The following is a 14,988-nucleotide window of genomic DNA, read 5'->3' as shown; positions in this document are numbered from 1 at the left end:
TAAAGCATTTAAGCTAAGCAACATCTGGATCGTCTTTAGCGATTGTTCCAGTAAGCTTTCCGATTGCCTTCATTACGTGGTAAACAACCAACACAACAACAGTGCCGATTGCAATACCATTAAACTGAATTCCAGAAACAGCAAACTGGAAGTTAGCAATACCAATAATCATAACGATTGCAGCAATCATAATGTTAACTGGCTTATCGAAGTTCACCTTGTTTTCTACCCAAATGCGCACGCCAATCATGCCAATCATGCCGTAAAGCAAAGTGGTTACACCGCCCAAAACGCCTGCTGGAATGGAGTTTACAATTGCACCAAACTTTGGGCAAAGGCTTAATACGAATGCAAAGAATGCAGCGCACCAGTAGGCAGCGGTAGAATACACTTTTGTTGCAGCCATAACGCCAATGTTTTCGCCATAGGTTGTAGTACCGCAACCACCAAAGCAGCCAGCGATTGCAGTGCCCAAGCCGTCTGCAAACAAAGCCGTACCAATCTTGGAATCGTAGTCGCGGCCAGTCATCTGAGCTACAGACTTAACGTGACCAACGTTTTCTGCAATAAGAACAAGAACCACTGGCAAGAACATAAGCAAAACAGAGAAGTCAACTTGCGGAGTGTGGAACTTAGGGAAACCAATCCAAGCTGCCTGCTCAATCTTGCTAAAGTCAACTTGACCCTGGAAGCATGCATAAGCGTAGCCAACAAGAACGCCAAGCAAAATGTTCAATCTTCCAAGAAGACCACGGAAGACTACTGCAATAAGCATAACCGCAATCAAAGTAACCAAAGCGGTATCTGGAGCCTTTTGGAAGTTGCCCCAAACAGCTGGACCCAAGTTAAAGCCAATGATTGCAACGATTGCACCGTTAACAACAGGAGGCATAATAACGTCAATCCACTTTGCTCCAGCAAAATGCACAAGCACACCAATTAGCGCAAGAAGAATACCTGTGCACATAATGCCAAAGCTTGCTACAGCAATGCCCTTATGCGCAGCGGTTACAGCCATAACAGGTGCTATAAGACCAAAAGAGCTTCCTAAATAACTAGGAAGCTTATTTGCGTTAATCAGTAAGAACAATGCTGTGGAAAGAGCCGTGAACATTAAAGTGGTCGACGGATCAAATCCTGTAAGAATCGGCACTAAGAATGTTGCGCCAAACATAGCAATAACATGCTGAGCACCAATACCAGCAGTACGAGTCCAGGTTAAACGCTCGTCTGGCTCTACTACTTCCCCAGGCTTCAAAGTTTTTCCATCGCCATGAAGCTGCCATGTAAACAACGATTTCATTGTTTTCTCCTTGTGTAAAACAAGTTCATATGTATGTTGTGATTGAAAAAACAACCACCAAAACGAGCGCCAGCTTAAAAAAAAAACAAGCACTACTTGTGCGCAGGTTTGGCAGCTTTTGCAGAGGCTATACCAACCGCCGCCCCTAGCCAAGTGGTCATTCTAATGTACTAATCACAAAGTGTCGAGACAATTTTAAAAATAACAAATTTATAAATTATTTTTATTGAAATATCAAGGAAAATCGGTGTGTCGAAAATTCGTCACATGCCACTAATCGTTACTTATAAAAGTTTATAAACATAAACTTTTGCTTATGTATTAGATTCGCTTATTACAATCTTAATTTTGCAAAACATTTTGAATGTAATCTTTTAATACAATTGCATGATTTATACGCGGATATTTCGCTCCATATAAAAACGTTACTTTTTTACTTTTTCTACATATATCTACGATTTGGTTTACACAATCTTGATTCTCGTCCAACTCTTCAATATAACGATTGGCAAATTCTTCGAAACGCTCAGACTTATGCCCAAACCATTTTCGCAGATCACTTGATGGAGCAATATCTTTACACCACAAATCAAGATTTGCCTTTTCTTTACTTATGCCTCTAGGCCACAATCTATCTACCAATACTCGAAAGCCATCATGTTCATCAAATGATTCATAAACGCGTTTAATTTGAATATTAATATTGCACATAATTACCTCTTTAACTACATACAATAATTACACAATTATGATTTTTTTCAACAAGATTTAATTAAGCGCAATCTAAATGGGACTAATACAAAACTACGATATGTTTTTATCAAATATGTTTTATTCTGTGATTTTTAATATAGGCGTGTCGATTGCCATTGCAACAAAATGCTAGAAAATGTGTAATATTTTTGAATTTTTGTTCATTTTTGTCCGATTATGGGAGAATAATTGGCTAAATGGTTAATTTCTTTGATACATGGAAAAAGAAAATCTGCACCACAAACATGGCTCTTATAGCTGTGCTTACACTTCTAGCTTCCTTAATTGGCAGCTGGCTCAAGCAGTTCCCAGGCCTAAGCCTTTTGGGAGCTCTTATTATTGCGTTGCTTATTGGCATGGCTCTGCAGCTGCCTTTACACGTATACAAACTGAACAATGATTCCAGACGAGCAGGCGTTAAAGCATCTGCTGGCTTAATCGCAAATAAACTACTTAGACTTGGCATTATTTTGCTTGGCTTTAAGCTAAATTTGCACGTTCTATTTACTCAAGGATTAAAGTGCTTACCTATTGCAGCCGTTCTAGTTGCCGTTATGGTATGCATTACATACAACATTGCAAAATTCCTTAAGGTTAGCCCACAACTTGCAATGCTAACCGCAGGAGGCACAAGCATTTGCGGAGCTGCAGCTGTTATGGGCCTTTCGGGATCTATGCCAGTGCTTCCGCAAGAAGAAGATGAAAAAGAACAAAACGAGGTTATGGCTGTTGCAACCGTTGCAATAATGGGCACAATCTACGCTTTGGCAGAAATCTTTATTCTTCCTCATTTTGGAATGACTAAACAGCAGCTTGGAATTGCATCTGGAGCCTCTCTCCACGAAATTGCACACGCTGTTGCAGCTGGCGGAGCTTTTGGAAGCATTGATGTTGCAACAATCATGAAGCTTACTAGAGTTCTTATGCTTGTTCCTACATCAATCTTTATTGCAATCTGGTGGAATGCGCGTCACAGCAAAGTAGAAGATAACGGAAAGCGCAAGATTAACTTCCCATGGTTTATGCTTGGATTTATTGCAGCATCTGTTATTGGAACCTACGTGCCTTTTGTTTCCTCTTACGCATCCCTACTTGTAGACGCAGGATACGTGTTCCTTGGAATGGCTATGGCTGCTCTTGGAATCAACGTAAACTTTAGAGTTATATTTAAGCAAGGAAAAGCAGCATTCTTAGCAAGCTTCTTGGCTTCTATAGTTCTAACAGCGTTGGCTTGCGCAGCTAGCGTTTTGTTCTTCTAACAAAACGATTAAGCTAAACAATTTAGCTAATCAAAACAAATAAGAGGATTCTCATTTGCGGAATCCTCTTATTTTTTATTGTTTTTATTGTTTTTTATTTTGTATAAAGCTTAACCGATTATTCCACGATTATTCCAAAATTACTCCACTATTATTCAATGTGTACTGGTGTTCCGTCTGGAATATTCGAGTAAACCCAATTTGCATCTGGAACGCTTAGTCGAACGCACCCGTGCGATGCAGGAACCCCAAGTTTTTGCGCCTCTTCTACAATATAATCGCCAAAATTAACGCGAGTTGGAACAGAATGGAACAAGTACTTTGCGCCTATAAAACCAACCCAGTAGTCTCCGCCCATTCCTTCGGTGCTATTGTAAAAGTGATATCCCCTGTGTCTTATTTTAAAATCACCCTTAGGTGTGGAATTATTTATTCCAGAGCTAACAATCATTGTGTATATAAGATTGTTATTTTTGTAAAAATAAACGCGTTGCTTTGCAATATCAACGTTTATGCGTAAATTACTTGCATCAACCCCAGCTATTTGTGGGTAGGCTCCGCCTGTAGAAATCTTCCATAGATTAGAAAAATCAATTGCATTTGCATTCTGATTTTGCGCATTGGAGTTATCTTTTGACTTATCTATAGACTTCAATGGCGTCTTTTTTGCTTTAAACTTTGCGCCAACATTATTGTTTTTCCCACTCTTTACACCATTTAAAGTGGAATCAAGCTTATCTGACTTAAAATATTGCTTTCTAATATTTACAAAAATACGCTTATTTGCTTCTTGAACAACATGCGATACTTGCAATCCAACAAAACCAAAGAAGACTAAAACAATTAGAACAGCGAGCGCGCGCTTATAAAAAATTTTTCGATTTTTTGGAGATTTTAAGCTAATAATATATTTCACAAATCGCGCAAGAAGCGACTTTAAAACGCTTTTTAAAGCATAAAATATATTCATAAAATCTCCATAAGTAAACAAAATAAAAAGGCGCCACTTCAATACTACAGTATAGTGCCTGAGCAGCGCCAAATTACACGTTATTTGATTATTTATATGATTATTGTCTAACTAATCACACATTGAATTTAAATTCAACAATGTCTCCATCTTGCATAACGTAATCGCGGCCTTCAAGACGAAGCTTTCCTTCCTCCTTGATTTTTGCCATAGAGCCTTGAGCTTCAACAAAATCATTGTAAGAAACAACTTCGGCTTTAATAAATCCACGCTCAAAATCCGTGTGAATAACGCCTGCAGCTTGCGGAGCCGTCCAACCCTTATGAATCTGCCATGCGCGAACTTCTTTAACGCCAGCCGTCAAATAGGTTTGAAGACCTAGAATATCAAAGCCCACTCGCGCAAGCTGATCCAATCCAGATTCTGCTAAACCAGCATCTGCAAGCATCTCTCTAGCATCCGCCTCATCAAGCTCAGTAAGCTCCGACTCAAATTGTGCGTTAAGGAAAATCGCCTTTGCAGGAGCCACAGATGCTGCTAGCTTAGACTTCAAAGAATCATCCGAAAGCTCCGAATCGTCAACGTTAAACACATAAATAAAAGGCTTAGCAGTAAGCAAGTGTAAATCGTAAACGTCGTCTTTATTAATCAACTTCTCATTATGAGCCTGATCAATTGTCTTGCCAGATTCAAGAATTTCTTTAGCTTTGTTCACTGCGCCAACGTATTCTTGAGTAACTTTTTTGCCACGCAAATCTTTTTCTAACTTTGGCAAAGCATTCTCAATGGTCTGCAAATCTGCAAGAATAAGCTCCGTGTTGATTGTGTCAATATCGTCTGCAGGATCTACCTTGCCATTAACGTGCACAATGTCATCATCGTTAAACGCACGAACAACTTCGCAAATGGCATCCGCTTCGCGAATATTAGCAAGGAACTTGTTTCCCAAGCCTTCGCCTTCGCTTGCACCCTTAACAATTCCTGCAATATCAACAAATGTAACTGTTGCTGGAACTATTTTTTCGGTGTTAACAAGCTTTGCTAAAACAGGCAAACGTTTGTCTGGCAAAGGCACAATACCAGTATTTGGTTCGATTGTTGCAAATGGATAATTTTCCGCTAAAACGTTGTTTCGTGTTAGCGCATTAAACATAGTTGATTTACCAACGTTAGGCAAACCTACGATTCCAATAGTTAAAGACATATTACCTACTTTAGACCAGCTAGCGGAAGTGACTACACCACTATACTCGTATTGTTTTATTTTTGTTGAATTGCATCAACCGCGCTAATAACATCTCCCCTAAAACCACACGATTCTAGCTTTGCAACACCTCGAATCGTAGTGCCACCAGGAGAGCATACTGCGTCTTTCATAGCGCCTGGGTGAACACGCGTATCCATATACAACGCGCCTACCCCTTCAATCATCTTTGCAGCCAAACGATATGCGCAATCTCGCTTTAGACCATACTTTACGCCAGCATCCGCTAAAGCTTCCATGTACATAGCAGTAAAAGCCGGAGCGCAACTAGAAACGCACATTGCAATATTCATATGCTCGCTATCTACTCGCTCAACTAAAGAAATCGGATTAAAAATAGCGTTAAAAGCTTCTAGTTGACTATCTGTTAGCGTATTTTCGCTTTCGGCTAAAGTAACTCCTTGGCAAACTGCGATTGGCGTGTTTGGAATAATGCATTGCACGTTAGCATCTTTGCCAAGTAAATTCTGGTAACGCTTAAGACTCCAGCCTGCTGCAACAGAAATAACGGCGATTTTTTGCTCCACAATAGTTTTTGCAATAGGTTGCAAAACTTCTTCAATCTGATTTGGTTTTACAGCCAAAATTAAAACATTGCTAGAATCGCATACCTCTCGCACGCTTTTTAACGCTTTTACGCCAAATTTGCTTGTATTACTAACAAGTTTTTCAAAGTGCGCCGCGCTTGCAACCATATCTTTGCCTTGCAAAACATTAGCGCGAATCAAGCCCTGAGCAATTGCTTGAGCCATGTTTCCAAAGCCAATAAATCCAACGGTTCCAATTGAGTTAGAACTCATTAACAAATCCCCTTAATAAATAAACACTAACTTTTTATTAAGTATCTAATCATTTGTACATATAACTTGTATATCTAATCATTTGTTAGGTACTTTAATCAAAAGTTACTTATCTCTTATATTACTTATCACTTATATCACTTATATATAGACTCCAAATCTCCACGATTCTTTGCCTCTTCTAACAAATGACGGAACACAAAGTCGCCATGAACACCATCGTGCTCAAACTCGTTAGTTGTCCAATAATGAGAGTTAGAAATGTGAGACAAAGTGTCTAACTGAAGACCAGAATCAACATACAAGTCGTCGAAGTAAACCGCTGCTTGCAAAGGAACTTCGTTATTTGCAAGCTGATCTAAATCGTAAATCTTGCCAAATTGCATATCACTCATCATGCAATCAACCGCTGGCAAGAACGGCTGCAATGCCTTTTGCTGATCAAACATCCACGGGAACACAGCTTCACCAGTAAACAAAAGCGGACGCGCGCTGCCAGCAAACTCTGGCATTGTTTCTCGAACTTGCTGAGCTGCCCAACGAATTGGATGATCTAATTCACCATCCGCATAAATGAACTCTTGAAGCGGCCAATATAGCGGACTAGAAGACGTTGCGTCCATAACACCATAAAGAAACTCGTCGCTTAAATAGCCGTCTGCCGTTCCACCACCATGCTTAAACGCCTTAAGAGAGCCATCTCCATCCGAAAAAGCGGAGTCAATCAACCAATGAACTCTTTCAAAACTTGGCTTCATGCCAAAAGATGATCCAAGAGTTTGGAATCGCTCAACGGTTAGCTTTTCGCCATTAGGTAAGAAAACATCTCCTTGAGAAATCCTATCTGCAATAGCAGCAGCGCGCGCAACATCCTGCGGATAACGCTCGTAGAATTGCTCAGTTTTTCTAGCCATACGCGGGAACGTGTGCTCGTAAACTTCTAGAGCATTGGCTGGAACGTGAGGAATACCGCCCGTTGTAAAGCTTGCAAGCAAACCCTGTGGGAAAAGAGACAAATACGTAAGCGTTAAGAATCCGCCATAGCTTTGACCCAAAGAAACCCACGGCTTTGCGTTAAACTCAGTTAAGCGCAAATGCTCAAAATCGCGAACAATAGAATCTGCTAAGAATCGCTTTAAGTACCATGCTTGACGCTCTACACTCACGCCGTCGTCTGCCATGCGCTTAACTGTAGAAGCATCTACTCTAGAAGAGCGCCCAACGCCACGCTGGTCTGGAAGAACAACACGAAAATGCTTAATTGCCTCTTGAATCCAGCCATCGCTAGACGGCGAAAGTGGACGAGGGCACTGTCCTCCTGGGCCTCCTTGCAAAAATACAAGCAAAGGCAAATCGTCATGCGCATGTTCTGGAGCGCTAATAACTCTGCAAAATAGACGAATCGTCTCACCTTTAATAGAATCGCCTGGAGTGTTTTGCTCCCAATCTAAAGGAACATCGATTGCGCGCTCTTCTACATACAATCCTGGTACGTAATACTTTGCTAGCAGTGCCATTGTAAACATTCCTTTCTGCACTCGCATGCTACATTGCAACAACAAATCACATACGCAAACTCGCACTCTTATATAAATCATACTAAAGTTCGATTGTTCTATAAAGTGCCGTGTACTAGCCTAGTAGTTATGAAAATATCTCACACGTTTAACAGAGCTATACAACGCTTACACACTGAGCTTACGCTAAACGATATATTGTGGGGCATTATTTCACTTATTCTTTTTACACTTTCAAGCAATCGGTATACTATAAGCAATGTTGACGGATTCTTGACGCAAAGTTCGCTAATTACAGCCTATCTTATAAATATTGTTGTTGCAGCATTACTTTCAGTGCGAAAACTATGGCCTGAACAAGCGGCTACTATTTTTATTGTTATTTGCATTGTGCAAGTAGTATTTGGTCCAGCTCAACTTTTTGCTGATTTCTTTGGTTTTGTGCTGCTTGTTAACGCTATTGCTCGCGGAAATCCAGAACATTCAAAAGCTTTTGTTATTGCAGCTTACGTAACAACAGTATTATCTTGCGCAGCAATATCGTGGAATATTGTAATTGGGCCAATATATGGCATCAATCATTCAAAAGCTAGTTATTCTTGCAGCGTAAAAAATATAAATAGTAGTAACATAAAAAACTGCGTTTCAATTATACTTGATTTTGCAATTCCTTCCATAATTTTTGCGATTATTATTACTACAATTACGGTTATTATTGGCTACTGGCAGCGCACTCACGTGCATACGATTCAACTTCTACAAGAGAACAATAACGCTATTCGCGCGTACCGAAAAAAAGCTCAGCATATTGCTGTTACTGCAGAGCGCGCTAGAATCGCTAGGGATATGCACGATATTGTTGCTCACACGCTTTCTATTATTATTGTTCAAGCAGATGGTGGCCGTTATGCCGCAACACAAGATATTTCTCTTGCTAAAAAAACAATGCATATTATTAAAAACGAAGCAGAGCGCGCCGTTCACGACATGCGCCGACTTCTAGAAGCTTTAACAGACGCTCCATCCGCTCAATTGGATTTCAATCACATACCTTCGCTTATTGAGCAAGCAAAAATTGCATCTCCTAAAAATATTTTTTGGCACACTGTTGATGGCATAAATTCTTCTAATAAACTCAACAAAGATGCACAAACCGTTGCATACCGAGTTGTTCAGGAATCTCTTACTAATATTCGGAAGCACGCAGGAAATGGCATTAAAATAAACATTCACGAACTGTGGAACGAACAAGGCTTAACACTAAAAATCACAAATGAAGTACACAAGATTGAAGCCAATCAAGCACAAAATGGCGATGCGCAACATAAAAACGGTTATGGTTTGATTGGCATGAAAGAGCGCATTGAAAATCTTCATGGAACACTTGATTATGGAATACAAAACAATGGAACATTTAGTGTTGTTGCTTTTATTCCATACTCTTACAGCACAGACCAATCAAACAATACTGCTTCTGCACTAAATAGTATTCCTAACGTTACTTATAAAAACGTAAAAGCTAATAATCCATTATCAACGCAAGAAAAACCAGCAAATACAAGCGATAAAACCTCATCAAAAGTTTTGCCAGAAGCAAATAATTCACAAAATAGGATTGAAAAAGTATCACAATGGTTTGAACAACATTGGCTTATTGGCGATGTTATTTATGCAGCACCTTGGACTGTTCTAATGCTTTTTATACCAACTTACGATTTTACTGTTGGAACTGGAATGACTTCTGGGTATTCAAGCTCGCTTTCATTACAAATACTTTATAGAATACTTACGCTTACTACTATGATTCCATTTATGTTTCGTAGAAAAGCTCCAACAACATGCGCAATTGTTGCAGCAGCATTTTCTGCAATACAACTTATATGCTTGCCTAATATTTTATTTGCTAATTTCTTTATACCAACCATTGTTTATGCGGCTGTGCTCTATGGCAAAAAGCACGCATGGCAATGGGTTAGCGCAGTAGTGCTCGCCGAATCTGCTATTTTTGCTGTAAAAATTGGTGTTGCATCAAAAAATATTCCACAAAATGAAACTCCAATACGATTTTTTGCATCTAATGCGTACACAACCAATTTTTATGACATTATGCAAATGGCGTCCGTAGGATTAGTTTTTGGTTTTATAGTTGCATTAATTTGTTTTACTGCCATTGCATTTGCTTATTACCGCAGAAACGATGATAATAATTTGCTGATTCTAAAAACACGCAGAGCAGAACTCGAGCAAGAGCAAAAACAGCTAGAAGTACTTGCAGCAAATGCCGAAAGGCAGCGTATTAGCGCAAATATTCAGCAAAAAGTTGCAGTTACATTGCATAAAGTAATTGATGCTGCAAATAGTGGAATTGATATGCTAAATGAATACGAAAAATCAAATAGCAATGCAGAAAACCTAAAGTCAACAAAACTAAAGCAAGAACAAGAACTAGAGCAAGAGCAAATTGAAGCAATTAGTAAAGCTTTTAAAAACATTGGAGATGAAGGTCGCTCAGCACTTAGGTACATGCGAAAACTACTTGGAATTTTGCGAGAAACAGGTTCAAGTGTTAATTCATCAAATAATGGTGCAAATGTAACTGAGATTGCGGTTCGCCCCGCTCCTTCGCTTGATGAACAAATTCAACACAGGCTTGCAAACAAACACGAATAAATTGATAGTATGGAAAATATGGAAAACATGGAAAACAATGGAGTAATTCGAGTCGCAATTGCAGACGATCAGGAGCTTGTGCGCGCAGGATTTACTATGGTAATCAACTCGCAAAAAGACATGCAAGTTGTTGCGCAAGCTTCAAATGGCAATGAAATTGTAGAAATTGCGTCAAAGGAAAATCCAGACGTTATTTTGATGGACGTGCGCATGCCTAACATGGACGGTTTGGAAGCTACGCGCAAAATATTGCAAGAAGATGCTAACGCCAATACGCGCATTATTATTTTAACTACTTTTGATTTAGACGAATATGTTATGGCTGCGATTCATACAGGCGCATCGGGATTCTTGCTTAAAGATACAGAGCCAGAAACATTGCTTAATTCAATACGGACTGTGTATCAAGGAAACGCAATTATTGCTCCAACTGCTACAAAGCGCTTAATTGAGTCAATGATCTCTAAGCCTAACGATGAAGAAAAATCAAAAGAAGAGATTGCGACTAAAAACGAGCAAAGCGCAAACACTTGCTTAAATGATTTAACAGATCGCGAGCGCGAAGTTCTTGTAGAGATTGCTCACGGACTATCTAACCAAGAGATTGCTAATAAACTGTTTATCAGCTTGCCAACAGTTAAAACGCATGTTGCGCATATTTTAGGAAAAATCAACGCAAGAGACAGAGTCCAAGCTGTTGTGTTTGCTTACGAGAACAGTCTTGTTTAACTATTTTTATAAAAATAAAAAATAATGCGGCTGCAAATTAATCAATTCTTGATTGAATGATTAAAATTGCAACCGCATTTTATTTTGCGTTTCTAGCGATTAGTCTTCCGCGAGCGCAACTACTGGCGAAGACTTTACTGCTCTACGAGCTGGAAGAACGCTGGAAAGAAGCGCTGCAAGCAAAGCGATTAGAGCAAGAACCGCGTAAATAGTCCAATCAACTACAAACGGAACTTTGCCAATTACGCTAAACACCATGTAGGATCCAATCCACCCAAACGCTGTTCCAACAATCAAGCCCGAAACAGTGCTTGTTAGGGAAATCAACGTTGCTTCCAACGCAAGAGACCTTCTAACCTGGCCTCTTGTCATGCCTATTGCGCGCAAAGTTGCAGATTCTTTAGTGCGCTCAATAACAGACAAGCTTAATGTGTTTGCAACGCCTATTAAAGCAATCACAACAGCTACTGCTATTAAGCCAACAAGCAACATCATCATTATGTCGATAGCACTCTCCCACTGCGCTCGTTGGAACACGCTTCCACCAGCCATAACCTCCGCATAGCTAGATGTAATATTTCTAATATTCTTAACAATATCTACAAGATTAGCTTTGCTAGAGTCTACCGAAATAAGCAAAATATGCGTTGTAGGCTTAAGGTAGTTATTGAAGTAAGATTTGCTAACAAAAGCAGTATTCCTTGAATATATATTAACATTTCTATACTTCTTAAACTGAACTTGCTTTACAGTAATGCTCTTATCATTATTACTCGAGTCTGTATTCATGCCAGTAAATGGCGTAATATTATTACTGTCTGTTTCATCAGAACTGTACTTTTCTACGTAAGCTTGCAGATTAAGGTTTCCTTTTTTAAGCTCAAAAGGTTCGCCGCCTTCGTTATTAAACTTAGGCAAAAGCACAGAATCTTTGTTTATATTAATGCCATCAAGGTCAGTGTGCATTACATTTTTAAGTTGATTTACATTATCAACTCCAGCTGCCATAGCATACTCAGTTTCGCCCTTAGCGTTCTTAAAAGTCATAGGAACTGCAGGAAGCAACTCAGTATTCTTTATTCCACTAATCTTTGAAATATCGGCAGCTAGAGATTCATCAACATTCTTGCCTTGAATAATAATGTCAACACTGTAATGATCATCAACAACACCTTTAAGAGTTGCTTTACCGCAAATTGCGCCCGTTACTACTGTAGAAACAAGCGTTACGCCAATAAGCAAAGCCGTTCCAGTTGCCGCAACTCTTCTAGGGTTTCTTTGCACGTTTGCGTTAGCAACCTTAGATGCGGGCCCACAAAGTGCCATGATTGCTCCAGTGGCCTTCATAGCAAACGGCATCCAGAATATGGCTGTCATAACAATACCAATAAAAACAAGCGCGCAACCAAACATTGCTCCAAGCAAAGTCATCCAAGAATCAGAACCAGCAGTAGGCGACTTCCTCGCAATCATGCTTGCTAAAGAAGTAGCACTTAAAGCCGTAGCTAAAATGCCTACAACAATAAACACAACGCCAAAAACAGTGCGGATAATGCTTGCACGCTTATCTTTAATCAAATCCATTGGTCGTAGCGCTTCCATAGGCGTTACTTTTGTAGCAGATCGAGCAGCAGTCATAGATGCAAGAACTGTTACAATCGTGCCAATTGCTATTGGCCAGACAACCGCTGGAAGCGAAACAATCAAAGGAATCTTAGATAACGGTCCAGAATTAATATTCACGTTACTAATTGCGCCCATAAATCCTATTGCGCAAAGCACGCCAACAGCCGCGGAAATAACTCCAAGTATTGCTGCTTCAAGCAAAACTGCTGCATAAAGCTGGTGCGATTGTGCGCCGATTACGCGCAAAAGCGCAAGAGTTCGTCTGCGTTGAGCAACCAGCACTTGGAATGTGTTTGCTATAACAAGCGAAGAAATAAGCAACGCTAGAATACCAAAAGATAGCAAAAACATAGTCACAAAATTAGTGCCGTTGGACACATTTCTAACAGCTCTTACACCAACTTCGTGCCTAGACATAAGAGAAAATTGCTTTGGAAGCAAAGCGTTAATCTTAGGAGATAAATCGTTTATTTTAGATTCATCAATACTCATGTACACTTTGCTTTGCACAACTTGATTGTCAAAATTCTTAAGATTTTTGAGTTTTGCACAAAAATCATTCGTTACGCCACCAAGATACGTGCCGCGATTTGAAACTGGTATTTGAGAATGTTCTCCATCGTCTACAAGACCAACCACACGAACATCGTACGATTTTTCTTTATCTCCGCCAGTGTCATCTACTTTAACCAAAGTTATAGTATCGCCAATATTTGCATGTATTGATTTAGCAATACTTTTAATAAGCGTGATTTCGCCTATTTCTTGCGGATCTCTACCTTCTGTTGATTTATACACAGGAAGATTGCCATACAAACCATTAGACCAAGCGATACTCGTAACTGATTTATCACCTTTTTCTACTCTTACAAGCGCAGTTGCATCATCGCTACGAATACCGTTGACACCAGGCATCTTCGATATTTTGTCTAAATGAAGGTCTTTATAATGAATTTCACTACTAGGAGAACTGTTAGGATTTTTAAACGATATTGCATAATTTGCGCTAGTGAATTCATCGGTTGCGTTTCGAACCATCAAGTCGTCAACACTGTTGCTAAAAAGCAAAGTAGCGCTCATAAACATGCTGCCTATAAGAATTGCAATTCCAGAGGCGATTAGCATGCGTACGCTTTTGCGCATAAGTTTTAGTGCGATTTTCCACATTCTAACTTCACCACCTTTTATTGCAATTGATTAGACTGATTATTAATACCAGCTTCGCTGCGTTCCATAAGCATCTTGCTCATGCCTTCTGCAGTAGGATTTTGCACGTCTTCAACGATTTGACCATCTGCAAACACAATTGCTCGATCCGCGTAAGAGGCTGCAACAGCGTCGTGAGTAACCATAATCACAGTTTGACCAAGTTCCGTTACAGACTTCTTCAAGAAATGCAAAACTTCCAAGCTGGAAGCAGAATCCAGATTGCCAGTAGGCTCGTCTGCAAAAACTACGGAAGGCTTAGAGATTAAAGCTCTAGCAATTGCAACGCGTTGTCGCTGACCACCAGAAAGCTCAGCAGGCTTATGCTTTAAGCGATCTTGCAAGCCAAGAGTATTAACCAAAGTATTAAACCATTGCTTATCTGGCTTTTTACCTGCCAAAGTAAGAGGCATAAGAATATTTTGCTCAGCGCTAAACATTGGAAGAAGATTAAAACTTTGGAAAATAAATCCAACCATTTCGCGGCGCATAAGCGTAAGCTGCTTATCGCTCATGCCTGTAATATCTAGGCCATCTACCAAAACTTTTCCAGAATTAACGCTGTCAAGACCAGCTAAAGAATGCATTAAAGTTGACTTTCCAGAACCAGAAGGGCCCATAATCGCCGTAAACTTGCCGCGCTCGAAGCTAACGCTAACATCTCGCAGAGCGTGAACAATGCCTGCACCCTTGCCAAAATCTTTAACAACATGCAAAGCTGCAACCGCAGTCTCGCCAATCAAACCTTCTTGAGCGGAATAATTCATTTGCGTAAAACGCGTATCTTGACTATTTTCAACACTCATTTTGCACCTCACATACTTCTGTGATTACCTTACAATTAAAATTTACGTGATTAAAAACGCATTCTCTATAGTGCGTAGGGCTGAT

Annotated in this window: 11 protein-coding genes; 3 read left to right on the top strand and 8 right to left on the bottom strand. The window is 39.8% G+C overall.

The window, feature by feature from the left end; translation table 11 throughout:
* Positions 1–13 precede the first annotated feature (13 nt).
* Positions 14–1,303 carry a uracil-xanthine permease family protein gene (locus tag ACZ0NX_RS00375; protein WP_060786535.1) on the bottom strand — a complete coding sequence of 430 codons (1,290 nt, stop codon included), beginning with the start codon at positions 1,301–1,303 and terminating at the stop codon, positions 14–16.
* A gap of 342 nt (positions 1,304–1,645) precedes the next feature.
* Positions 1,646–2,014, bottom strand: coding sequence for a DUF488 domain-containing protein (locus tag ACZ0NX_RS00370; protein ID WP_464404889.1), 369 nt, complete (start codon positions 2,012–2,014; stop codon positions 1,646–1,648).
* A gap of 239 nt (positions 2,015–2,253) precedes the next feature.
* On the opposite strand from ACZ0NX_RS00370, the gene ACZ0NX_RS00365 reads away from it, so the two are divergent.
* Positions 2,254–3,315, top strand: a complete 1,062-nt coding sequence (locus ACZ0NX_RS00365; RefSeq protein ID WP_464404887.1) for a YeiH family protein — start codon at positions 2,254–2,256, stop codon at positions 3,313–3,315.
* A gap of 151 nt (positions 3,316–3,466) precedes the next feature.
* Here ACZ0NX_RS00365 and ACZ0NX_RS00360 read toward each other — a convergent pair whose 3' ends face one another.
* The 4 genes from ACZ0NX_RS00360 to ACZ0NX_RS00345 all read right to left on the bottom strand — a co-directional run bounded on the left by ACZ0NX_RS00360 (position 3,467) and on the right by ACZ0NX_RS00345 (position 7,866).
* A complete protein-coding gene (locus ACZ0NX_RS00360) occupies positions 3,467–4,285 on the bottom strand; it encodes a L,D-transpeptidase (protein ID WP_464404885.1) in 819 nt (272 codons plus the stop codon).
* A 115-nt stretch (positions 4,286–4,400) separates the two neighbouring features.
* Positions 4,401–5,489, bottom strand: coding sequence for a redox-regulated ATPase YchF (gene ychF, locus ACZ0NX_RS00355; protein WP_060786531.1), 1,089 nt, complete (start codon positions 5,487–5,489; stop codon positions 4,401–4,403).
* A 56-nt stretch (positions 5,490–5,545) separates the two neighbouring features.
* Complete coding sequence (gene proC / locus ACZ0NX_RS00350) at positions 5,546–6,349, bottom strand: pyrroline-5-carboxylate reductase (protein WP_060786530.1); 804 nt, start codon at positions 6,347–6,349, stop codon at positions 5,546–5,548.
* Between the two features lie 137 nt (positions 6,350–6,486).
* Positions 6,487–7,866: an alpha/beta fold hydrolase gene (locus tag ACZ0NX_RS00345; RefSeq protein WP_464404883.1), complete on the bottom strand. Its 1,380-nt coding sequence runs from the start codon at positions 7,864–7,866 to the stop codon at positions 6,487–6,489.
* Between the two features lie 129 nt (positions 7,867–7,995).
* On the opposite strand from ACZ0NX_RS00345, the gene ACZ0NX_RS00340 reads away from it, so the two are divergent.
* Both ACZ0NX_RS00340 and ACZ0NX_RS00335 read left to right on the top strand, forming a co-directional pair.
* Entirely contained in the window at positions 7,996–10,536 is a 2,541-nt protein-coding gene (locus ACZ0NX_RS00340; protein WP_464404881.1) for a sensor histidine kinase, read from the top strand.
* 18 nt (positions 10,537–10,554) lie between these two features.
* Complete coding sequence (locus ACZ0NX_RS00335; protein ID WP_464405144.1) at positions 10,555–11,265, top strand: response regulator; 711 nt, start codon at positions 10,555–10,557, stop codon at positions 11,263–11,265.
* A gap of 99 nt (positions 11,266–11,364) precedes the next feature.
* Here the strand turns inward: ACZ0NX_RS00335 and ACZ0NX_RS00330 are convergent, their stop codons facing one another.
* Together ACZ0NX_RS00330 and ACZ0NX_RS00325 are read right to left on the bottom strand one after the other, a co-directional pair.
* Positions 11,365–14,058, bottom strand: a complete 2,694-nt coding sequence (locus tag ACZ0NX_RS00330) for an ABC transporter permease (protein WP_464404879.1) — start codon at positions 14,056–14,058, stop codon at positions 11,365–11,367.
* Positions 14,059–14,075: 17 nt separating this feature from the next.
* Positions 14,076–14,903: an ABC transporter ATP-binding protein gene (locus ACZ0NX_RS00325; protein WP_464404877.1), complete on the bottom strand. Its 828-nt coding sequence runs from the start codon at positions 14,901–14,903 to the stop codon at positions 14,076–14,078.
* Positions 14,904–14,988 lie beyond the last annotated feature (85 nt).

The sequence above is a fragment of the Gardnerella rara genome, from assembly GCF_055452355.1.
The sequence above is the reverse complement of the archived record's forward strand: the minus strand, read 5'-3'. Positions and strand labels throughout refer to the sequence as shown.